General features: G+C 41.6%; 23 protein-coding genes. 1 reads left to right on the forward strand and 22 read right to left on the reverse strand.

Annotation, left to right across the window (positions count from 1 at the left end):
* Positions 1 to 51 precede the first annotated feature (51 nt).
* The 10 genes from FOF60_RS15435 to ilvA all read right to left on the reverse strand — a co-directional run bounded on the left by FOF60_RS15435 (position 52) and on the right by ilvA (position 9,133).
* Positions 52 to 636, reverse strand: coding sequence for a YpmS family protein (locus tag FOF60_RS15435; RefSeq protein ID WP_192470486.1), 585 nt, complete (start codon positions 634 to 636; stop codon positions 52 to 54).
* 35 nt (positions 637 to 671) lie between these two features.
* Positions 672 to 1,478, reverse strand: coding sequence for an SGNH/GDSL hydrolase family protein (locus FOF60_RS15440; protein WP_225649899.1), 807 nt, complete (start codon positions 1,476 to 1,478; stop codon positions 672 to 674).
* A 194-nt stretch (positions 1,479 to 1,672) separates the two neighbouring features.
* On the reverse strand, positions 1,673 to 2,257 hold the full coding sequence (locus FOF60_RS15445) for an SCO family protein (RefSeq protein ID WP_413632772.1): 585 nt from the start codon (positions 2,255 to 2,257) through the stop codon (positions 1,673 to 1,675).
* Positions 2,258 to 2,355: 98 nt separating this feature from the next.
* Positions 2,356 to 3,330, reverse strand: a complete 975-nt coding sequence (locus FOF60_RS15450; RefSeq protein WP_192470484.1) for a nucleoside hydrolase — start codon at positions 3,328 to 3,330, stop codon at positions 2,356 to 2,358.
* 73 nt (positions 3,331 to 3,403) lie between these two features.
* Complete coding sequence (locus FOF60_RS15455) at positions 3,404 to 5,029, reverse strand: ATP-binding protein (RefSeq protein ID WP_264647574.1); 1,626 nt, start codon at positions 5,027 to 5,029, stop codon at positions 3,404 to 3,406.
* A 185-nt stretch (positions 5,030 to 5,214) separates the two neighbouring features.
* Complete coding sequence (locus FOF60_RS15460) at positions 5,215 to 6,057, reverse strand: DegV family protein (RefSeq protein WP_192470483.1); 843 nt, start codon at positions 6,055 to 6,057, stop codon at positions 5,215 to 5,217.
* Positions 6,058 to 6,194: 137 nt separating this feature from the next.
* Positions 6,195 to 6,446, reverse strand: a complete 252-nt coding sequence (locus FOF60_RS15465; RefSeq protein ID WP_192470482.1) for a DUF2535 family protein — start codon at positions 6,444 to 6,446, stop codon at positions 6,195 to 6,197.
* Positions 6,447 to 6,611: 165 nt separating this feature from the next.
* Positions 6,612 to 7,385, reverse strand: a complete 774-nt coding sequence (gene tatC, locus FOF60_RS15470; RefSeq protein ID WP_192470481.1) for a twin-arginine translocase subunit TatC — start codon at positions 7,383 to 7,385, stop codon at positions 6,612 to 6,614.
* A gap of 103 nt (positions 7,386 to 7,488) precedes the next feature.
* A complete protein-coding gene (locus FOF60_RS15475; protein ID WP_192470480.1) occupies positions 7,489 to 7,692 on the reverse strand; it encodes a twin-arginine translocase TatA/TatE family subunit in 204 nt (67 codons plus the stop codon).
* Positions 7,693 to 7,864: 172 nt separating this feature from the next.
* Complete coding sequence (ilvA, locus tag FOF60_RS15480) at positions 7,865 to 9,133, reverse strand: threonine ammonia-lyase IlvA (protein ID WP_192470479.1); 1,269 nt, start codon at positions 9,131 to 9,133, stop codon at positions 7,865 to 7,867.
* A 158-nt stretch (positions 9,134 to 9,291) separates the two neighbouring features.
* Here ilvA and FOF60_RS15485 point away from each other — a divergent pair, with 158 nt between their 5' ends.
* Positions 9,292 to 9,513, forward strand: a complete 222-nt coding sequence (locus FOF60_RS15485) for a hypothetical protein (protein WP_192470478.1) — start codon at positions 9,292 to 9,294, stop codon at positions 9,511 to 9,513.
* 85 nt (positions 9,514 to 9,598) lie between these two features.
* Here the strand turns inward: FOF60_RS15485 and FOF60_RS15490 are convergent, their stop codons facing one another.
* The 12 genes from FOF60_RS15490 to FOF60_RS15545 form a co-directional block, all read right to left on the reverse strand.
* Positions 9,599 to 10,330 (reverse strand): lysophospholipid acyltransferase family protein, encoded by a 732-nt coding sequence (locus FOF60_RS15490; protein WP_192470477.1) that lies wholly within the window; start codon positions 10,328 to 10,330, stop codon positions 9,599 to 9,601.
* A 468-nt stretch (positions 10,331 to 10,798) separates the two neighbouring features.
* A complete protein-coding gene (locus FOF60_RS15495; protein ID WP_192470476.1) occupies positions 10,799 to 11,284 on the reverse strand; it encodes a dihydrofolate reductase in 486 nt (161 codons plus the stop codon).
* A complete protein-coding gene (locus FOF60_RS15500) occupies positions 11,281 to 12,075 on the reverse strand; it encodes a thymidylate synthase (RefSeq protein WP_192470475.1) in 795 nt (264 codons plus the stop codon). The genes FOF60_RS15495 and FOF60_RS15500 overlap by 4 nt, the downstream gene beginning before the upstream one ends.
* A 155-nt stretch (positions 12,076 to 12,230) precedes the next feature.
* Entirely contained in the window at positions 12,231 to 12,932 is a 702-nt protein-coding gene (locus FOF60_RS15505; protein WP_192470474.1) for an anthrax toxin lethal factor-related metalloendopeptidase, read from the reverse strand.
* 224 nt (positions 12,933 to 13,156) lie between these two features.
* On the reverse strand, positions 13,157 to 14,251 hold the full coding sequence (locus tag FOF60_RS15510; protein WP_264647701.1) for a toxic anion resistance protein: 1,095 nt from the start codon (positions 14,249 to 14,251) through the stop codon (positions 13,157 to 13,159).
* 13 nt (positions 14,252 to 14,264) lie between these two features.
* The gene (locus FOF60_RS15515; protein ID WP_192470472.1) at positions 14,265 to 15,902 is read right to left on the reverse strand and encodes a YceG family protein; all 1,638 of its coding nucleotides are present in this window, start codon (positions 15,900 to 15,902) and stop codon (positions 14,265 to 14,267) included.
* A 540-nt stretch (positions 15,903 to 16,442) separates the two neighbouring features.
* Complete coding sequence (locus FOF60_RS15520; protein ID WP_192470471.1) at positions 16,443 to 17,231, reverse strand: TerC family protein; 789 nt, start codon at positions 17,229 to 17,231, stop codon at positions 16,443 to 16,445.
* Positions 17,232 to 17,418: 187 nt separating this feature from the next.
* Positions 17,419 to 18,000 carry a YpjP family protein gene (locus FOF60_RS15525; protein ID WP_192470470.1) on the reverse strand — a complete coding sequence of 194 codons (582 nt, stop codon included), beginning with the start codon at positions 17,998 to 18,000 and terminating at the stop codon, positions 17,419 to 17,421.
* Between the two features lie 420 nt (positions 18,001 to 18,420).
* Positions 18,421 to 19,197: a class I SAM-dependent methyltransferase gene (locus FOF60_RS15530; protein WP_192470469.1), complete on the reverse strand. Its 777-nt coding sequence runs from the start codon at positions 19,195 to 19,197 to the stop codon at positions 18,421 to 18,423.
* Between the two features lie 147 nt (positions 19,198 to 19,344).
* On the reverse strand, positions 19,345 to 19,779 hold the full coding sequence (locus FOF60_RS15535) for a BrxA/BrxB family bacilliredoxin (protein WP_192470468.1): 435 nt from the start codon (positions 19,777 to 19,779) through the stop codon (positions 19,345 to 19,347).
* Positions 19,780 to 19,864: 85 nt separating this feature from the next.
* Positions 19,865 to 21,577: a dihydroxy-acid dehydratase gene (gene ilvD, locus FOF60_RS15540; RefSeq protein WP_192470467.1), complete on the reverse strand. Its 1,713-nt coding sequence runs from the start codon at positions 21,575 to 21,577 to the stop codon at positions 19,865 to 19,867.
* 190 nt (positions 21,578 to 21,767) lie between these two features.
* Entirely contained in the window at positions 21,768 to 22,898 is a 1,131-nt protein-coding gene (locus FOF60_RS15545; RefSeq protein ID WP_192470466.1) for a conserved virulence factor C family protein, read from the reverse strand.
* Positions 22,899 to 23,081 lie beyond the last annotated feature (183 nt).

A 23,081-nucleotide genomic window follows, 5' to 3' on the forward strand; every position in this document is an offset into this window, starting at 1 on the left:
GCATCTTTGCCATATAAAGTAAAAAAAGAAGGCACCTAAAAGAGTACCTTCTTAATCTGCTGGAACAAGCAGGGTGAATTTAATGTTGTCCTTTTTCAAATCGAATTCATTTACCCGGACTTTGATATCACTTTTCAGCTTCAGCCTCTGCATAGAGACGTATACTCTCTCTTCCTTTGGCTGGATATTCACGGCATCCGGCATATCGTAGCTGTCCCGGACGAATTTAAGTACAGTTGATACAGGAAGATTGAGTTTCCCTACTGAAATGGATCTCTGTTTTAAAATTAAATCACCATTCTTCAACGCCTGCGGTTCAAAGGTAAGACGCAATTCAAGCTCTTGGCTGAAGAGCGGAAGCGTCCCATATAACTCAACCTCATCTGTCAGCAATACTTGATAATCAATCTGACTATTTTTTGCTTCTTCTTCTAAGTAATGATTGATCACTCTGTTTAAATCACGTTTATTGGTCGATACATTAAGTGCAACATCATCCGATCCAGCTCCACTAGCTCCTGGCTCTGGTTTAGACTCCTCAACTGGTGAAGCAACGAGGACCCAAACCAACAGGATGGCTGCAGCCACGATACCCAATAGAATAAAAAATCCGATTTTCCATTTATTTTTCGTCATAAATCTTTGTAACTCCTCTTCCCAATCTCATTACCTTAGTTAGACATCGAGTCAATGACCTGTTCATCCAGGATTTCATAAATTCTGTCAGCAATTAATTGGTATCCCAGGTCATTTGGGTGAAAATAATCAGTGTATAACAGATTTTCTTCATTGTTAAGAAAAATATCATGAATGTCGACAAAGTAAGCATTCCCATCCTGCGCTACAATTGAAAGACTTTGCCCATTCCATTCATCCACTATCTGATTCATTTCCTTAACATCCGCGAACCAGTTGTAAAAAGGATTATAGAGTCCGACCAAAACGATGGGTGCTTCCTGATTTTGGTTTCTGATGGCCAGGAAGATTTCCTGCAGCTGTTTGGCGAACAACTTTTGTTCTGTCTTGAAATGGTTCAGTTTGAGACTTGAAAAATTCTCTTTGACAACCTTCATCAGATCATTCCCGCCGATTGTTAAGATAACCAGGTCAGCTTCCTTCACAGAAGATTGTATATCTTTGTTTTTTAGCCTTTTCAGAAGCTGATCCGTCCTGTTCCCTCTCACACCGAAATTATCGAAATTCGCATTCTTTATTGTCTTTTCTTTCTCAAGCTGCTCAGCAAGGTATGGGATATATCCACCGGTATTCGTACTGTCTCCTACGCCCTGGGTAAGCGAATCCCCCGCAGCTACAATATGCAAATCCTTCGGGAAGAAGGAAGTCGGCAATGCTTCCTTTATTTCCATTCCCGTTTCCTTGACCTTATTGAAGTTCCCTTTTTGAAAATTTTCAAACTGGCTGCAGGATCCTAATATCATCGCCAGCATTACATAAAGTAAGGTGAATTTCTTCAACAATATTAATCACCTGCCTTTAAAAGTATAATCATTATATCATTTAATACCTTTCCAGTGGGTTAGATGCGCACTCATTTCCACCCATCTTTGTGCTCGTAATGAAACGTTCCAACAGCGCCGAATGTTTCTTTTAATTTGTTCAACCTGGATAGGCTTATTCCCTGACCAAAATAAAACAGGCCACAAACTGCGGCCTATTGGAGTGTTTTAATATCTTCAATTATTTGTTCAAAAGGTACTTCCTTCAGTCCAGTATAATATTTCCTCATGTCCCCGTTTTGATCGACAAGATAAAAATCAGTTCCATGGATTACCTGATCCCCCGTCTCCGGTTTCTTGACAAGAGTCTTGAAGTTTTCAAGCGCAAATTTCTCTATTTCCTCTTGTGAATAACCTGTAAGGAAAGACCAGTTCATGAAATCAACATTGAACTTATCGCCATACTCTTTTAGTACCTCAGGACTGTCGACAGTAGGATCTACACTGAAAGAAACAATTTCGACATCCTCGAGCCCTTCTTCTTTCATCATATCCTGAAGTTTCGCCATATTGGCCGTCATTGGCGGGCACACATCCGCACAGTTTGTGAAAATAAAGCTGGCAACCCAGACTTTGCCTTTCAAATCCGCCTTACTTAATGATTCACCATTTTGATCCGTGAAAGTAAAATCCTCTATAGGATAATTCTTCGCATCTTTTAGACCGCTGTCACCACATCCCGCAGCAAACATGATTACTGCTGCAAACATAAGAAGTGCATAAACCTTTTTCAAAATCATCACCTGCAATCTTTCGAATAATGTCCATAGACAATTCTAGCAGACGCATATGAGAGAAGAAAGAAAAAGGTATGAAAGAAGTGTGAAATCATCATCATTTACCCTGTGCCATTGTGGAAATTCGAGTTTTTCATTGTTGTAAAAAAATCTTTAATGAACTCTGTATAGCTAAAGTTAACAGCTACTTTATGCACTGGATATTCTGCTTTATCAATAGAATTTCTAAAATCCCCAATGCTCTGTCCAAATGCCTCTCCTATGTTCACGACAATTTTAACAGGAATGTCGCGGTACACTACATGATCCTCCTTTACTAAAGCCCATAGTGTAAAAACATCATGAAGGGGAGCTCCCGTCAATTCAGGATTCCTCTGCTTATAAAACTTATAGTAATAATCAAACATTGGCTTCACTAGCTTTCCTACTTCGCTCCCAATAGATTGATAGTACTCATCGAGCTCGTTGATCAAGGCAGGCGTCACAATCGCTCCGCTTGTAACATCAAGCGGTATAATTTTCACAGGTGGGGTGGCCTGGGTTAATACAATATTTGCAGCATATGGATCTCCATAGAAATTAGCTTCAGCCACTGGAGTCACATTTCCTGGTTCGTTGAACGCCCCACCCATAATGTAAAAATCTTTAACTTTTTTCATGGTTTCAGGATAAAGAATGAAAGCTGCTGCTAGTGAAGATAGCCTGCCTACATTCACAATAGTGATCTCATCCGGGTTCTGTTCGATTATTTCCTGAATACCATGGAAGTTTTCCAGAGTGTAGTCCACCTCGATATCAGGGATGATTGGTCCCAGGCCTTCAATGCCATGGACGTCTGGGACAAATTCAGGCGGATCTCCTGTCAACGGCAATTCTGCACCTGCAAATGCCGGAACATCACTTCTCCCAGTCAGCTTCTGTAAATAAGCGGCATTTCGCAGCGCATCTTGTTTTGATACATTACCGTAATCGGCAACGACACCAACCAAATCTATGTCTTTGTTAAAAAACGCATATAATACAGCAATATTGTCATCTATCCCAAAATCACTAAAGAAAAGCATTTTTTCCACCATATTCCGGAAACCTCCTTTATAAATTATATTGAGGGCTTTGAAAATAATGGCAAAATTTTAAAAGCCCTGAATTTTACTCAGGGCTTTCCATTAATAATGGGACCATAATCTCAAAAATGGTACCTTCTCCTTTTTTACTTGAAACCTTGATTTGACCTTTCATCCTTTCAACAATCTGGTAACAAACCATCAACCCCATGCCTGTACCGCGTTCTTTCAACGAGTAAAAAGCCGTACCAAGTCTTGAAAGCTCCTCAGCAGTCATGCCAATGCCTGTATCTTTAATGATAAATACACCGAAATCCCCTTGCTTTTCCAGTGTCATGCTGAGCTTTCCGCCATCCCCCATCGCCTCAATGCCATTTTTCAAGACATTGATGAGCACTTGTTTTAATTCACTTTTATTGCCCCTGATTTTTACGTGATCCTTAATTTCAGTATGCAAGGAAATGTTTTTGGACATCATTGCGTAAGAACTCATCAAATCCATTACCTGCTCCGTCATTTCACTGCCCTCAATGATTTCAAGCTTCCCAACATCGGGTTTTGCCAGACTCAAATAGTCATTTATGATTGTTTCCGCCCTGTTCAATTCGTCAATCATAAGTTTTAAATACATATGGTCTTCCTCAGACATATCTTTTGAAAGGAAGATTTGCAAAAATCCTTTCACGACAGTCATAGGATTCCTGATTTCATGAGCTACAGAAGCAGCCAGTTGGCCGATCGCGTTCATTTTCTCAGCCCGCTGGAGCTCCTGCTGAAGCTTTGTGCGTTCAAATATATCTTCCATTGTGTTAATCGCTTCCTCCAACAAAAGCGATTCCTTATCCTCTAGGGATGTTTGGCCCAATTGCTTTGATGCTGCTGAAACCCTCTCGAATAATTGGGAGAGCTGGGAAGCCATATCATTGAACTTCTCACTTAATAAACTTAACTCTGATTGATCATGAACAGGCAGCTTGACGGTGAAATTGCCGGAACTGATTTCCTTAATGCCAAAGAACAAGTCATCAACTGGTTTCATGACCTTCTTCAGGCCCCAATTCAGGATTACATATACTATTGCCAAAATGACAGCCATCTCCACTAATAACAGCAGAAGGATTTCCAGTTGATTTTCTTTTATAACGGAAGCCTTTGCATCAATTCCAAGAATGGCCACCACATTTCCACGGCTATCAGTGATCGGAGCGAAGGATGAAATCCAGGAGCCGTATTGATCGGTGAAAATATCCGTACTCGATATCTTCTTCTCTTCCCGGGTATTTCGATATGCACTTATAAACTCTTCACCTGCATTATAGAACATAAGAGAATCAAAAGAGTAGGCTTTATAAATATCGGATGCGGACAGGATGTAAACTTTCTGATTTGGATATTCCTCAGGCAGAATAATATAAGCCCCAAGGAATGAAGCACTTTTGTCGCCTACCATCGTCAAGAGTTTTTCCAGCCGCTTGACGGAAGGGTTGGACTCATCACGAAACTCATTTGCCTTTCTAATATCTTCAGGATCCAGCGTAGATGACCAAATTCCTGCGACACCTTCAACCTTGTCAGCCATTTGACTTTTCAATTGTTTTGACTGCAGGTAGAAACTTGTTCCCATTATCGACACTACAACGATTGTGGTGATCATAAATGAAAACATCAATATTTTTTTAAATAATGGCAGGTTCTTAACATTAAGTTTCATAATTTCATTGTCACATTCCGTTCTATCCTAAAGTGAATTGTTGAAGATATTCGACACAACTTAATCATTATCCTGTATATTTGAATAACTTTGGGCAGCTATCATGGTGGATCCAATGAAGTTCAGAGAAAACGGCATAAAAAAGTCCTGAAGTTTTAAACTTCAGGACCTATCACTTCATTCTTTTATTCAAAATAATACATGAACCCAATAGCACCAGGACCCGTATGAGTACTTACAATTGGTGTCGTTTCTTCGATCGAAAAGTCATCATATCCAGAAGTTTCAATAACGGCAGCCTTTATCCTCTCGGCCAGTCCTTCTCCTTCTGCATGAACTAGTCCGACCCCTTTAATGGTTTTCCCCTCTGTATCTGCGGCAAACTGGTTACTAAGGTATTTTACAACTTGCGAATGACTTCTAGCCTTGGAGACCGGGGTATATTCTCCTCCTTCGAGTGAGGCGATGGGCTTAATATTCAATAAAGAGCCGATCATTGCTCTTCCTTTGCCAATTCGCCCTCCCTTGACCAAATTCTCAAGGGTATCAACGACGACAAAAAGCCGGGTCTGTTCTCTAATCTTATTTAGTCTTGCTACTATTTCATCAGCTGTTTTACCTGCAGCCGCCAACTGCGCAGCCTCAAGAACTTGAAAGGCTAACGCTTTCGAAATAAAGCGGGAATCAACCACATTCACCTTTGCTCTGGTCATCTGGGCGGCACTTTCTGCCGAACGTACCGTACCGCTCATACCGCCTGTCATATGTATCGAAATGATTTCAAAACCATCCGCAGCCAGCTCGTCATACACCTTCAAAAACTCACCGGCAGGCGGCTGCGAGCTCTTAGGCAAATCAGGAGTGGCCTTCATCTTTTCCATAAATTCTTTTGGGCTGATATCCACTCTATCTAAATAATTTTCACCATTAATAGAAATTGATAAAGGGACTACAATTATCCCCCACTTTTCGATGAGTTCATTATTTAAGTCACAAGTAGAATCAGTTACAATTTTAATTTTAGACATATATTCACATCCCTATTAAAAGCACTGCACTACGACCATTATACCTATTCTCAGATGTAAAGAAAAATTATTTACATTGAAAAAGCCCTGTAAAAAGAACAAAAGCGCCTTTGTCAAGGCGCTTCAAAAATAAATCTTCAGGCGTTATTTTTCAATTCAGCACTTTGGAATAACTGCTCATAATCCGGCCACTTCATAACTCTTTTTAAATACTCTTTAAAAGAATAAAACTTTCTTGCGTTTCTTTCCTGGTAGATTGCTGTTATAAAAGTTTGCAAACGGACTTGGATCATAAAATAATAGGTGCTCTCTTCTTCCAACACAGGAATATCCACGACTTTAACCTTCTGTCCAACAACATTTTTGAACTCCAGGCTTTTGAATAGCAAAATATCAATCCTCTTTTATACCCGTTTGATAATATTATACCCTAAATGCTGGTCGAAATGTGTCTGTTTACGCGGATAATTAATATTTTTTTTAGGCTTTTTTGTGAACCTGTGAAAATAAAAAACGTGTGGAAAATCCACACGTTTGAATGTTTGTTGATTCTTTTACAAAGATGATTCCTCGTCGCTTTCCTCTTCCAGATCACCATATTGCTCTTGCCACTCTTTTTCCTTTTTAAGCTTCCGTTTGTAAACAAATTTGGACAAGTTTACGCTGATTTCATACAATACTAGGAGCGGAATCGTTACCAGGATATCCGACATGAAATCAGGCGGTGAAATAATGACAGAAATCACAATCAATATGAAATAAGCATATTTTCTGACCTTTACTAAAACGTAAGGATTAATGACTCCCAGGGAAGTCAAGAACATGACGACAACCGGCAATTCGAACAGCACTCCAAATGGGAGGGTCATATTCATAATGAACTTGAAATATTTTTCCGCCGTGAAGTTGGTTACAAGCATATCCCCGCTAAGTTCTACAAGGAAGTTCAATACTGTAGGAAAAATAACAAAGTAGCCAAAAGCAAGGCCAACGATGAATAGCAAGAATAAAGCCGGGATATAAGAAAGTGATATTTTCCGTTCAATCGGCCTGAGCGCTGGTTTGACAAAAAGCCAAATCTGTGTGGCCAATACAGGAATCGTACCAGCTATCGCGATGATGGTGGCAAGCATGAAGTAAATCCATACGATGTCACTTGGACCTAAGACGATTAACTTTACGTCCAAATCGCGGACAAAAAAGTTATATATATCTTTAACATAGAAAAATCCTAAGCCAAAGAAAATAATAAATGCTACTGCAGAAATGATCAGTCTGTTCCGCAGCTCATCGAGATGATCCACCAGATTTAATTCTTTATCTTCCATATAACAATCCCCTGCCAATTCCGTTTGGTGCACTTCTTGAATAAAGCCTGTCATTTACAAACCTTTTTAAGAAAAAAGGCGTAAGACAAAAGCATCTTACACCTTATTTAGTAGCTTTCGTAATTTCTTTCTTTTCTTCTTCAAATTCTTCCATAACGTCACTTGTCAATTCACGAGTTGACTTCTTGAATTCGCGAAGCGTCTGGCCAAATGCACGGCCGATCTCTGGAAGCTTTTTAGGTCCAAAAATAATGAGGGCTAAGACAAGGATTAAGATTAATCCAGGAACTCCGATGTTAGATAACATATCAACATCTCCTTTTTCATATTGTAAATCTACTATGATTATAGTACTTTTACTCCCCAAAGTGGAGGAATGCCGTGAAAGTTCATAAGAAATTCACAAAGGACTCCGTAATCTGACGAAGTGTGACATTTCTTATTTTATAACATCTAACCTTAATTATCTATTATAAATATTATACCAGTAAATTAAACAGCTGATTATCCTTGTTCAATTCCATAAAGGCAAAGCCTTTGTTCTCCATGCTGGCGATCAGTCTTTGATATTCATTCTTATTCTTCAATTCGATTCCGACAAGTGCTGGCCCGCTTTCCTTATTGTTTTTCTTTGTATACTCAAACCTTGTGATGTCATCCCCAGGTCCCAGTACATCATCGAGGAATTCGCGCAGCGCTCCTGCACGCTGTGGAAAATTGACAATAAAGTAATGCAGCAGACCCTCATGGAGAAGAGACCTTTCTTTAATCTCCTGCATCCTGCTGATATCATTGTTTCCTCCGCTTATGACACATACCACTGACTTCCCTTTTATCTCATCCCTTAGAAGATCCAGTGCTGCAATAGGCAAAGCTCCTGCCGGCTCAGTCACAATTGCATGCTCATTATATAGCTCCAGGATAGATGTACATACCTTCCCTTCAGGAACTGCAACAAGTCTATCGACATTTTCTCTGCAGATTTCATATGTCTTGCTGCCTACACATTTTACAGCAGCACCATCTACGAATGTATCGATTTCTTTTAGGGGAATAACACTATTTTCTTCAAAAGCAGCACTCATTGATGCTGCACCGCTTGGCTCGACTCCCACTAGGGTTGTCGTCGGTGATACGCTCTTTATATATGTACTCAACCCTGCCATCAAACCTCCGCCACCAATACTGGCAAAAATAAAATCAACAGACTCCTGACAATCATTCAGAATCTCTACAGCAACAGTTCCCTGTCCAGCGATCACTTTGTCATCATCGAAAGGGTGGATGAATTCCCTTCCTTCTTGTTCTGCACATTCCCGCGCCTCCCGGTAAGAATCATCGAAGGTATCACCGACCAGGATGATGTCGACGTACTCTCGCCCGAACATTTCGACCTGGCTGACTTTTTGGCCAGGCGTTGTCGCCGGCATGAAAATTTTTCCGTTCACCCCAAGCTGCCGGCAAGCATATGCTACACCTTGAGCATGATTGCCGGCACTCGCGCAAACCACACCATTATCAAGCCCTTCTTCCCATAATAACTTCATTGAATAATAAGCGCCCCTCAACTTGAAAGAGCGGACATGCTGCAAATCCTCACGCTTCAAATAAATATCAGCTTCATATTTTTCAGATAATCGCTGGTTCAATTGCAATGGAGTGTGGGCAACAACCTCTTTAAGATGCCGATAAGCAATAAGGATATCCTCTACACTGACCCATTTTTTCTTCACTGTTTCTTGTTCCATTTTGTCACCCTCACTTTGCAAAATATTAATTTTTCCATTATAACATGAAATTTCACTATGTATTGAATTTTTTAAATATTTAAAATTTTAGGCTTTCATGTTGAATAAAATGGTAGTAAAATAACATATAATAACGAAAATACGCTGGAGGGAATGAAATGGAATTTTCATTAAACAGTTATGACGGAGCTTTACCGGTAGAGGTAACACTTGATGAGGACAACGGCCGCTACATGATTCGCAAAAGTGATACAAGCGGAGAGTACTTCAACAGTCCGCCTGAAATGGTAAAGTGGATTCGCGACAACTTTAAACCAGATGATTTCTGCATACCAGCAGAATTCACCCAAATGATGAAAAGCCTGGCACAATTCGAATAAGAACTCCATAACATCATCCAGCCATTTTCAAAAAAAAGAACAGCCCCTGCGAAAAAAGCAGGGGCTGTTGACATGTAAAAACTGATTATGAGGCAATCCGTTTTGCATCACGGGATTGGATGATTATATCCCTTATTTCTTCAGCAAGAGAAACCAGCTCTTTATCCTTATATTGCCGGCTATATACCGGAGGACTTATAATTACTTTTATTTTTGCAGGTTTGACAAGGCGGCCGTTTTTTTCAAATACATCAGCAGTACCCTGGATTGAGATCGGCACGATTGGAACCCCGGAATCTTTGGCGAGACGGAAGCCTCCTGCTCTAAAAAGACCTACAGGGCCACCCTTGCTTCTCGTTCCTTCCGGAAAAATCACCAATGAATTCCCTTTCTTCAACAGCTCCACCCCTGACATTATGGAGCCAGCCGCTTTTTCGCGATTTTTTCTGTCAATAAAGACACATTCAATCGCTTCCATCCAGGAAGATAAAACCGGAACCTTCTTCACTTCAATTTTCGAAATGAAGCCAAAAGGTTTTTCAATGGACCCAATTAGAACGGGTATGTCGAAGTTGCCTTCATGGTTACTGGCAAATAACACTGGACCTTCAGGTATATGATGAAGTCCAATTACCTCCACCTGTGACCCTGTAAGTGCCATGAATGTTTTAGACCACTTTTTTGGCGTCTGATGAATCAGGTGCTTTTTAATTTCTGGTTTCAAATCTTCCGGCAGTCTCTTTAATCGTGAAAGCCTGGGTATGGTGTAAACAAGATAACCACCCATATACAAAAAACACGCAATTAAACGAAGCATTGTTTCCTCCTAAGGTTATTCTGTTGTCATTATACTGGATTTGATATGAAGAGACTATATTTATCGGAAAATTGTATAGAAAAAGCAGTCCTAAAAAGGACTGCACAGACAGTAGCTCAATATCATTTTTTAAATTATTTTTTTAGTTAGTTTTATAAATAAGTCTGTTGATTTCCGTTCCAGGCGCTTCGCTTTCCGCGGGGCTGGCGGTGAGCCTCCTCGCCGCCTGTGTCGTCTGTGGGGTCTCACCTGTCCAGCCTGATCCCGCAGGACATTGATTGAGCTTCCACGAACCTGCCCACGCACGATGGAAATGCGTTAGCATTTTCGGAGGAGTCTTCACGCCTTCCACTCCAATCAACAGGGTTCTGGAGTAAATGTGTAATCTAACAATGAGGGGGGTGAAAGAGTTCATATTAAACTATGCCTCTTCCAACTAATTGAACACCCATTAAAGTGATTCTACTATTACTTCCGCTTATAAATCAAAAACTCATAATCGTAGGGGTTTTTTTCATCTTTCGGTCCGTTTTCCCTTGATTCTAGTTCCCACTTTTCAATGTCAAAAACCGGAAAAAAGGTGTCTCCTTCAAACTGATGATGGATCATGGTTAAGTACAGCTTGTCCGCATCTGGCAAAACTTCCTTAAAAATCTCTGCGCCGCCAATGATGAAAATCTCTTCTTCTTTTCCCTTTGCATAAGCCATGAAATCTTCGATGGAGTTCATGACTGTGCAGCCATCCTTCTGGTAGCTTTCATCACGGGTTATGATGATATTTTCTCTCCCAGGAAGTGGCTTGCCGATCGACTCGAACGTTTTTCTTCCCATCATGATTGGGTGCCCCATCGTTACACGCTTGAAGAACTTCAAGTCTTCCGGGAGCCTCCACGGCAGCTGGTTATGGTAACCGATGACCCGATTTTCATCCATTGCCCAAATTAGCGATATCATACACTGACAACCCCTTTGATATGTGGATGTGCCTCATAATTGACCAGCTCGAAGTCTTCATATTTAAAATCAAATATTGACTTGACTTCAGGGTTGATTTTTATCTGCGGCAACGGCTTGGGATCCCGTGTTAGCTGCAGTTTAACCTGCTCTAAGTGGTTCATGTAAATATGAGTATCCCCAAAAGTATGGACGAACTCGCCAGGCTCAAGGTCACAGACATGAGCGACCATCAATGTCAGCAAGGCATAGGATGCGATGTTGAATGGCACGCCAAGGAATACATCTGCCGACCTCTGGTACAGCTGGCAGGAAAGCTTGCCATCAGCGACGTAAAACTGAAACATGCAATGACAAGGCGGAAGGGCCATATTATCAATTTCCGCCACATTCCAGGCATTGACAATCATCCTTCTCGAATCAGGGTTGGTTTTAATGGTATGGATCAATTCTGAAATTTGATCGACCGTTTTTCCGTCTGCACCTGTCCATGATCGCCACTGGCTGCCATAGACCGGGCCAAGCTCCCCTTTTTCATCCGCCCATTCATTCCATATCCGCACCCCATTTTCCTGAAGGTATTTCACGTTTGTATCTCCATTCAGGAACCATAAAAGTTCGTGGATGATTGATCTCAAGTGGAGTTTTTTTGTGGTCAGCAGCGGAAATCCCTCCTGGAGGTTAAAGCGCATTTGATAACCGAACGTACTGATGGTGCCAGTCCCTGTACGGTCTTCTTTTTCTACCCCAGTCTTCAATACATGTTCGCAAAGTTCTAGATATTGTTTCATGAATCTCCCTGCCCTTCAAAGCGTTCAATTTCTTTTTCTTATTTTAGCAAATTAATCAACAATGGTGGAAGGATATATCCTTATTTTGAATTCTCTTATTACTTTGCTGTGTGATCCCATATTTCCTGCCGAAATGCAATAAAATAGGAAAAGGCCTACTTGAGGCCTTCAATATATTGATAGGTTTGCGGTGCGGCCTCTTTTAGGAGTTTTGCCGGCAATCCGCCAATATAGAACATTGCAAAGCTTTCAGCAAAGTATTCCTCAGGGTAATCAAGGAAATAGGCACGGCCCGGGAAAAGCAGCCGGCTTTCACGCTTCCAGATTTCCTGGAACCTTTGCTCGTGCCTGATTCCGTCATAAACATGCCGGTCAAGTGAATGCGCGAATTCATGCAGTTCAAGATTGACAGAACCGTGGCCCTTTCCCTTTTCACTGCTGCCAATTTTCACAAGCACGGTCCTTGACCCGCCAATCCCCGGTACCTGATCCCATGTCTTTTCAGTTGTATATCCTCGCGGGACAATCCCCTTCAAATGGCTGGCAGTTGGATTATCTGTCAAACTGCCTTCAAATAATTTCACTTTAATATTGGTGTCTACAGCTTTTTGAATCATGCTTTCCGGGAGGGTCGTAAGTCTTTTTATGATCATAGCCGCTTCTACCTGATCAAAGTCCTTTTCCGGTAAAACGATCAATCTGCCAGCAATCCTTGCATCATCAGGATGGAGTGATTCATAGAGCACGGATTGTTTAGGGTATTCATATAGAAAAATGCCGTCCATATTAGCATTGGAGCTGCCGAGCATTGTGAAGGAAAGTATGATAACAACGAATATTTGATAGACCTTTCGCATTTATTATCCCCTTTCCTAAAGTGTTTTTCTGAAGGTGTAAATTGGGTTGAGTAGTTGATTTTTTCGAGGAATTTTACCTATAGTAATCTACTAAAATTATAACATATGATCGCTTGCCTGCTGGCTGAGAATTTCAGGAAGGTACTGTCGATTTTCGTGATGATTAGCAAACAAAAAAAACTCACCCAAAACAATTCGGATGAGTCATTCAGATTATGAAGCAATTACTTCTGCTTACTATTATGAAAGTTTTTCTGCAGCTCTTTTAAACGCTGTTCCCCTTCTTCACGAAGGCGCTTATTTTCTTCTTCGATTATCTTTGCTTCCTGCATTCCCTTTAGGATAATGTTGAAGCATTCCTGTATCGTCTCAATCTTGATCTCAGGGCAACCCGATAAACAGGCAGCCTCAATACTTTGACCCGCCATGTTCCGGACTTTCTGGACCATCAGTTCATTCGTGCGCCGATCGAGCTCTTTCATTGATTCAGCCGCTAGTTTTTGCTTTTTTGCTGCTACCGCCCGAATCAACCCGTTTTTAAAAATTGGAATAGTAGTTATAAATGTCGAATTGATTTTGCCAATGAGCTTTGCATTCCCTCTTTGAAGCAGCCTTATTTGTGGTGCAGTCTGCAAAGCGACGATTTTTGCCATTCCAAGGTCTAATATTCTATGTTCCAGGAGCTCTATCGCATTGCGCAAGTAATCAAGTTCCATCGAATCTATTTGATTACCATTCAAAGCATTTTGTTCAAGCTTTGGAAGCTTGTTTGTTTTCAATTCATTCAGCTTCATCTCTCCAGCCACCACAAATTTTTCAAGCAGCAGGTAATATTGGATGTTCTGTTCATACAACTGTTCTAGCATAGTCGCTGTTTCAGCCATCTCATTTTGATATTCAGAAATTTTCACATATACCTGTTCCATTTCTATCCCTATCGACTGGTATTTGCTATATAGCCTATCAAGCATCTTTTCCCGTTTCTTGAATAGCTTGCTGATCAGTCCTCCAGAGTTTTTTTCAAAATCTTTTTTGTCAAAACGATCCATAACCCTGCCCAGCTGCGTATGTAATTGCCCAAATCCCTTTACATTATACGTCCGCATCACAGCAATGATTTGATCCGAAAGACGGGAAATCTCAACTGCTGGCTCCTTCCCGTATTCAAGAATTCGGATGATATCATGTTCATCAATGCTCCGTGCCAGCTGCTGCACCTCAGGTTCATTTCTCATTGCCAACTGTATATCGTTAACCGCTTCTTCACTCAACATTTCCCTCGAATTGTCCATTAACGGGCTCACATTCCGGTTGTGAATAGGATTCATCAGCTTAATCTCTCCTTAGGATTTTTAAAATGCCTTGAAAGATTACTTTTTTTATAGCGGAAGGTTCCTTTAACTCTAGTTCGAAAACAACATCCTCAAGCCAGTGGGATACAAATACGCTATTGTCGATGTATTTTTCTATATCACTGTGACCAGCCGGGTTATAAACCACTAAATCAATACCAAATTGATTTAATAGCAGCAGGAGCGCAGCATCTGGCCTGGTCAGCGATCCGTTGAGTTGGTTATTGAAAATAATCAGCTTAGGCACATTTTGGGAGTAGTCGTATTTCTGCAGCATTTTCAAAATGAATGGCGGTATCTGCATTGACTGATTAAACAAATAGATCTTGACATCATCCTCTTTCTCACTATTCCGCGGCTTCAGATTAGGCTTTGCACATATATTCCTGATTGCAGAAGCAAGACTTTCTTGAAGACCAGAAGGCAGGTGACTGTACTTCCAGTAACGGGACCCTGTCATCTTTTCCGGATTAAGCAGTCCGTCATTGTCCAGGGATTTATGATAATGGAATCGGAAGTCACTGTTTGCACCCTTTGAAAATGGAAGGCTTTTAACGAGATAGGTATTTTCCTGCAAAATCAACCCATGAAGGTGATTCCAATATTCACGGCGATTACTTGAGACACCATTAATTTTTGCAAACAAGGCAGGAATCTTAACATTTCTGTTCTCCACTTCAAAATATGGCCTAATCATCGCCTTTTCCCTGGCAACTAAAAACAATTCGTCATACGTTGTCTTCAGGGTAACAGCATTTGGTACGTACTCTCTTAACTGCCATGGTTTATAAAAAATCGTTCCATCATAGTTTAGGAGTTTCTCAATATCCTTTGATGCCCGGTATGCTACCGTCGAGGTTTGCTTACCCTTTTTCATTGGCAACGGCTTTGGAATACTTGTCTCCGGGAAAATATGGACAAAGGCTTTCAGCTTATCCGGCCCGGAGATCGCTAATACATCATTTCCAGCCGGTGTGAAAGTAACCAGATCGCACCCAAGTTGTATTAAAAAGTATAACAGGTACTGATGGCTTTTCCTGTAGTTTCCATACCAGAGGAATGCAGGCATATCACCATCAGGATTTGCTTTCTTTAGATGTTGATTCAAATTGTAAAAGAGCCATGCTATGACATCGTTTAGAATTGAAATGAACTCCTGGCTCTCGAGTCCGCCTTTTTCAGTTCTTAAATACAGTTCGGTCATTTTAACAGCAGCATCCCTTATTTGTCTATTGATCAGGAAGTTATCAAAGGATGGCAGTAAATTTTCTTGGTCCATGAGCGCCACAAAGCGTTTTATAGATAGAGTTTGTTCTCCATTAAATTTGCTTATTTTTTCGATTGATTTTAATCGGAAGTGATCCAGTGAATGATTTAGTGATGAGTCGTTTAACAAAATCAGCTTGTTCGAGTGAACATAGTCATACAATTGGTTATAATACTCATCTTCATCATGAGGAATGCCGATGAAATTGGCAGTGACCTGGCCGATATGTGTGAAGGCACCGTCTTTTTTGTAAAATGGCCGCTCACTTGCAGGAGTATTGATCAGGTCCAGCCAGTTGTCATATGTAACAGGCAATGGATGAATTATAATTTGGTTCACATGTGAATACATAGAATCACTTCCCGCTGAAGACGATAGACTAAAATGAACAATTCATATTGGAATATTATAACAGAAATAACAAAACGTCTTTTAAGCTTTTAATAGCAGAATACGGACGAGCTTATCAAAAGTTTCAAGAAAGTTTCTAATTCCTGTATTTCACCTTTATTCCTGTCCACGCATATAGATGAATACTTAGATCTGGAAGGTGAACTCATATGCGCTTTATTTATAAAAGAGAGCCTGTTGAAGATTTACAGCTCGAATTAAGGAAGGTCAGCCAGGCTATGAGCTCAGGTGGTCTCGTTTTGTTCGACTTATTATTTTATTCACTTATTTTCACCCTTTTAATCATGCCAGCAGCCTCCCCCTTACTCCACTTCTCAGGTATCTATTTACTCATATATGTATCATTTTCCTGTATATTCTTATTTGTCAGGAGGACAGCAAAAGAGATTTCTGAGAATCACGAAAAGTAGGCTTCATAGTTCGATTGTTTTCTAATATAAAACGAAAAAAGGAACAGATTTGCATCCGTTCCTTGTTCCATTATTGGACATTCTTTTGCTGTTCATTTACTTCGGCCTTTTTCTTATTCAGGAAGTGGACGACAAATGTTCCTGTAAAAGTGATCAGCAGCAGGATGAAGAAATAGGCATGTTCTATATGGATTCCAAAAACTCCAGCCAGCATTTTTGCTGAAATGATAAAAATCAGGATATAGGCAGTCGTCTCCAGTTCTGGAATCCGCTCAATCAACCTAAGGAATACTCCCGCAACTCCTCTCATCATCAAAACACCCAGCATACCGCCAAGAAGCAATACCCACACTTCCTCACTGATACCCAATGCTGCAAGAACGCTATCCACAGAGAATGCAATATCCATTAATTCCACTGCGGCAACCGTACCCCAAAATGTACCAAACAACCGTATCAGCAAGCCGCTCTGATTGATTCCAGCTACTTCCCCGCTATCCTGATCCACACTTTTTTTCTTCTCAATAAAGTATTTGATTGCCAGCCAGGCCAGATAACCAGCGCCCATAACTTTAACCCACCAGAACTCGATTAGATATACACCTATCCCAATCGCGATGAACCTGAACGCATATGCGCCAAGCAGTCCATAGAATAAAGCTCTTTTTCTCTGTTTCTCTGGCAAGTGTTTCACCATCACAGCCAGCACTAAGGCGTTATCAGCAGATAAAAGCCCTTCAAGGATGACGAGTGTCCCGATCAGCCCCCAGCTGACAGGGTCCGTTAAAACCTCGACCCACATATCCCAATTGAAAAACTGGACATAAGTATCTACAAACCCTTGCAGTATGTCTGCCATTCTAGATGTTCCTCCCATTTTTTGGTTCTTAGGCTGTATAGAAAAACCCAGCATTAGCCGGGCCTCTATAAAAACTTATTTCGTTTTTCTTAATTTCAGTCCTAAATTAGCCAAAATAAATGAGATTTACATTTTTTATTGATCCACACAGATTCTTTCCGGAGATGGAGTCCTTCAATTGTTATCTTCAGCTTTTCCATTTAGGCGGAGTATTTTTTGCCCAAAAGATTTTTCCAAGCTCATAATGGGTCTGGAAGTTATCATGATAAGTATGGTAATGAAAATTAAACCAGAAACCATCCTTCGGCGGCTGGTCTCGCCTTACGTGGAAACGGATAATGTCTTTGCCATTGTCTCCGAGTATATGGAATATTTTTTCCGACTCACCGCCGCCAGGCATCTCCGTGATCCGAAGAGAATTCAGTTTTTCACCAGGATACTGCAAAGCTACCATTTCAATCGCCGTTTCAATGTTTGGCAAAATACTTTGCCTGAATTCATCTTCAATCACTGGACCAATTTTCTTACCGAACTTCTGGAAAGATTGTTGTTCGGCTTCTCTCATTGCTCTGTCAATGAACAAGTCCCTCTCCGCTTCCTCATCTACGGGTACATCGAGCGAGTCAATGAAACTGGTTTCGGCAGAGGTTGATTTTTCTGATCTTTCAGCTGTAGTTGTCAGGAACCCATTCACCTGGGCAGGAGACACCATCCCAAAAGTGACGATGGAGATCATGACAACGAGCGATTTGCGCAGCCATGCGGGCATGTGGATCACATCCTTATGTAAGTAAATAATCATTAACTTTTAAAATAGCAATCTGTTTAAAATAGTTATGAGTAGAAATCACCTGAATTGGTGATAATATAAAAAATTCGCTTAAGAATATTATAACTTGTTTATACGTAAAATTGGGCAAAGGGTTTCAGATTTTTCAAAAATGGTAATAAGGAAATAGTAGAGGCTTCATCATTGAAGTGAAAAGGGAGGTTATAATATGGAGTGGGTCGCTGTTGCAGTCAGTCTAATTACGCTTGCTTATTTTGTCTATTTGGCAATTGCAGATTAAGTCTTAATTGAAATGCGGTGGATGGCATTGCTTTATTTTCCGTCATGAAGAGATATTGGCTTCTGACCATTCAATAATGGGTGGAAGTTCGTTACATACAAAAAGAATGAGGTGTATCCTCATTCTTTTTCTATTACTCCGAAATGGAATTTTGCTGTTTTTCTTCTGTAAACATCAAAGCCAAACTCATCAAATCGCCCGCTTCGGAAATGGTCTTTCAGAACTACTCGCTTCCTGGCAACACGTATCGCATGATCAATGACTTCTTGTGTAAGCCCATCGTAAACAGCGAAATGAGTCAGGCCCCTGATTCCATCTGACTCTAATATCGACTCATCGAACATTGGGTCAAAATATACACAATCTACGCTTTTGTCTTCCTGCAACTTGAGGAACTCCAGTGAATAACCTTGAATGACTGTTATTTTGGCCATCGACTTATTGATGGCTTCATATCCTGATTCCCATGCTTTGAGTCCGGTTTTAACCAAATATGCGAGCTCTTGTCTTGCTTCAATTCCTGTGACAGATCCTGACTCACCTACCACAAAGCTCGCAACGATACTATCGGACCCAAGACCAAGCGAACAGTCAAGAACACTCATCCCTTCCCGCAACTTAGCTGCGTCTATGAGGGGATCACTTTCCCCTTTCATTAATCGTTTGATTCGGAACATAGCGGAATTCGGGTGGAAAAAGAAAGGCTCCGCAGCTCCAAGCGGGAAAAGCTCAAGACGCTCTTTGCCAACTACCAGGCAATCATCCTTCACGATTTCCTGGATACCTGACACTGACCTTTTTCTCCTCGGGATGAAATCCACATTAAGCTCCAGGGCTATAGCTCTTGCTTTCGCGGTCATACTCTCATTTGTCCTGCCTGCTGTTGTCACAAACACGCTCTCCCCCCCCCTTACACCTATTTGCATACAAACAAAAAGGACGTCAATCGACATCCTTTTCGAACTTTTTGAGCAATGAAGTTTTGGTATACTCTCACAGTATTGTCCCTTAAAGATTACTCTTGTTTTTTAAAATAATACAGCCTAGCAATGGGCATCAAAAGCAGAAGTTAAGTTATCCATGATCGCTTCCATCGGCTGACCTTCGATATCATGGCGAGGAATGAAGTGAACAACTTCTTTTCCTTTCAACAATGCCATTGATGGTGAAGATGGCTCTAGGCCTGTGAAATACTCACGCATTTTGGCAGTTGCTTCTTTGTCCTGGCCAGCAAAAACAGTCACAAGATGGTCAGGTTTCTTCTCACTTCGCAAGAGTGCTTGAGTTGCAGACGGACGGGCAAGACCCGCAGCACAACCACAAACGGAATTCACTACGACCAGTGTTGTTCCTTCTGCATTTTCCATGAATTCCTCAACTTCCGCAGCGGTAAGCAGTTCTTTGAAATCCGCACGAGTTAATTCCTCACGCATTGGCTTTACCATTTGTCTCATATATTCTTCATATGCCATTGACATAAATAAATCCCTCCCAAACGATAGTTTGCAGTGTTAGCATACTATATTATTTATACCAAACGCAATAAAAGAACGTCGTCTCACACTAGGAATGTACGGGCTCTTGAGCTGTCTTTCCTTCAAAATGATCCGTTACAGCTCCTTTGGAGGAACAAGATACAAGTCTGGCGTATTTAGCAAGTGCCCCTCTGGAAGGTAGTGATGGCGGTGTCCAGTTTTGCTTGCGGGCAACCAGCTCTTCCTCACTCAAGGCAACTGAAATCAGCCTTTGTTCACTATCAACAGTGATCAAGTCCCCATCTTTTATCAATGCAATCGGACCGCCAACCTGTGCTTCAGGGGCAATGTGGCCAATTACCAGGCCATGACTGCCTCCAGAAAATCTTCCATCTGTCAGCAATGCAACACTTTCTCCAAGGCCTTTGCCTACAAGTATCGCTGATAAACTCAGCATCTCAGGCATGCCCGGGCCTCCTTTTGGTCCCTCATAACGGATGACCAATACGTCACCAGCGACAATTTCATCGGAAATAACGGCTTTGGAAGCAGATTCCTCGTCATCAAAAACCTTGGCAGGACCCGTCATGGCTTTCACCTTCAAACCGGATACTTTCGCTACTGCGCCATCTGGTGCAAGGTTTCCTTTCAAAACAACGAGTGGGCCGTCCTTTCTAAAAGGCTGGGCTGCAGGCCGGATTACTTTTTGGCCAGGTTTTAGGTCAGGAAAGTCCTTTAGATTCTCTTCAAGTGTTTTTCCTGTAACCGTGAGACAATCACCGTGCAGCATTCCTTCTTTTAGAAGGAGTTTCATGACTGCCGGAACCCCGCCAGCTTCAAAAAGGTCCTGCATGACATATTTGCCGCTTGGCTTCAAATCAGCAAGATGGGGGACTCTTGCCTGAATTCTGTTGAAATCATCCAGCGTCAGGTCGACTTCTGCAGCATGTGCTATTGCCATTAAATGAAGAACGGCATTTGTAGATCCCCCTAGCGCCATTACGACAGTAATAGCATTCTCAAATGCTTCCTTCGTTAGTATCTGTCTTGGCCGAATATCCTGCTCAAGCATCTGATAGACTATTTCTCCTGCTTTATAGCAATCTTCACGCTTTTCATCGGTTTCCGCCGGATGTGATGAACTTCCCGGCAGGCTCATCCCTAGGGCCTCGATTGCGCTGGCCATTGTATTCGCTGTGTACATCCCTCCACATGAACCCGAACCCGGGCAAGCATGACATTCAATCTTATGAAGCTGTTCATCACCTATCGCACCCTTGTTATATTGGCCAACACCTTCGAAAGCAGAAACTATGTCAATGTCCCGATCATCAAGCTTGCCTGGCTTGATCGTGCCGCCATAAACAAAAACAGCAGGAAGGTCCATTCTAGCAATAGCCATCATACAGCCAGGCATATTTTTATCACAGCCGCCTATTGCGACAAAACCGTCCAGGCTCTCTCCCTGGACCACTGTTTCGATCGAGTCAGCAATTAAGTCACGACTAGGGAGCGAATAGCGCATGCCGTCTGTACCCATTGAAATTCCATCTGATACAGTGATTGTGTTGAAAATCAACGGCGCTCCACCTGCTGCCCTTGCACCCTCTTTCGCTTTCACAGCAAGCTTATCAATATGTATATTACAAGGAGTAACCTCGCTCCACGTACTCGCTATTCCGATCATCGGCTTCTTGAAATCATCGTCACCGAACCCTACCGCCCGAAGCATGGCCCTGTTCGGCGCCTTTCTGGCATCATCACTAAACACATGGCTCTTAATTCTTAAATCCTTTTCCAAAGAATGTCCCTCCCGATTTTTTATTCACTACGATAACGCTTTTTCGAGTCAATTGCAATAATAATCTAAATATTTTAATTATTAAAAATAAGTAAGCGGATACATTATCTCATTGAAGAGTAATATCATTTTTTTCCTAGAAAAAAGACACCCCGGACGTTAAAACAATCCAGGGTGCCTTGATAATCATTTATTGTTTCCTGGCTTCCGTCATCTGTTTCCAGACTGAGCCTTTTGCTTCCTCGCCAAGCTCGATACGGGCAATTGCCAGTTTCACCTGCATGCTTACTTCGAATTCGGGGTCATCTTCTGCATCTTTTAAAGTTGGCAATGCGCTTTCATCTCCAACTTCATAAAGGAACATCGCTGCACGCCAGCGAACAAGCTTACTTGGGTCCTTAAGTGCTTCCATCATTTCGTCCATCGCTTCCGAGAAACCTAGATCGGATAAGCAGTCACCCGCTGTCCTGCGAACGGTAACGGTTTTGTCGTTTAAGGCTTTGTAAAGCAAAGGCAGCACCTTTTTGTCCTCAATCATTCCTAAATAAACGGTGGCCAACCGGCGTATGGATGCTTTCTCATCCTGTAAAGCTTTTTCAAGCACAGGCAGATCGTTAACAGACGGATCTTCCATTTGCTCAAGAAGCTGGTATCTTACCCGCCAATCCTGATTTTCCAAATCCGCTTCTGTTATCCTGATTTTTTTCTTTGCTGCTTTTAACTGAGCTTCCTGACCAGGATTTTTAGCCAGCTTTACGAGCTCCTCCAGCCTCTCAGGAGGGTATGCCGCTAAAAGTTCTTCCACAACATCATTTCCTACTTGATCGAATTCTCCGTAACGGACTCCGAGTTCTTTCCACCTGCGGACCATAACAACGTTATCTTCTGGAGTCTGTACCTCTCCTACTTTTTTCACGAATGTTTCTGGCAGCCCATACCGCTTCTCTTCAGTGCCGTCAGTAAGCTTCACCTGCATGGGAATCCCCTTATATACTTGTACAAGGACTTTTACTTCCCCAAAATGCTCATTGATTTCAGGTTCAGCGTCCCCTGATTCCTCTGCATCTTCTCCGAACGCTTTTCTGACCTCAGGAAGAATCACCTTCCAGTCAAACTTTGCATTTCTTTCGACTGCGAGGAAATCTGCAACATGATAAACCCCTTTTACCCCTTCAATATCCAGTATGTTCAATACGACTTCCGGTGCCCCGGCCGCTGAATCCTTTTTATAGTTATTGCTCTTGCCCATAGGAAGTTCCTCATCTAGATTGATCTTCATCGTATTCGGACTTGGCGTTGGTTCTATTGATACAATTTTCACATTCCCACCCCTTTATATTTTTCAGGAATGAAGACATTTTAACATAATGAGTGATAGATAGCATTTCGAAGCCCTTCTGGACCTAATCCGTCCTTAGTTCGGACAGTTTATCCGCTTTGCCGGCTGAACCTGTCTGAAGTTGCTCTGACCCCAAACACGTTTAAGACAGAAAAAATAAGACCT

The sequence above is a fragment of the Mesobacillus jeotgali genome, from assembly GCF_014856545.2.
GTDB lineage: Bacteria > Bacillota > Bacilli > Bacillales > Cytobacillaceae > Mesobacillus.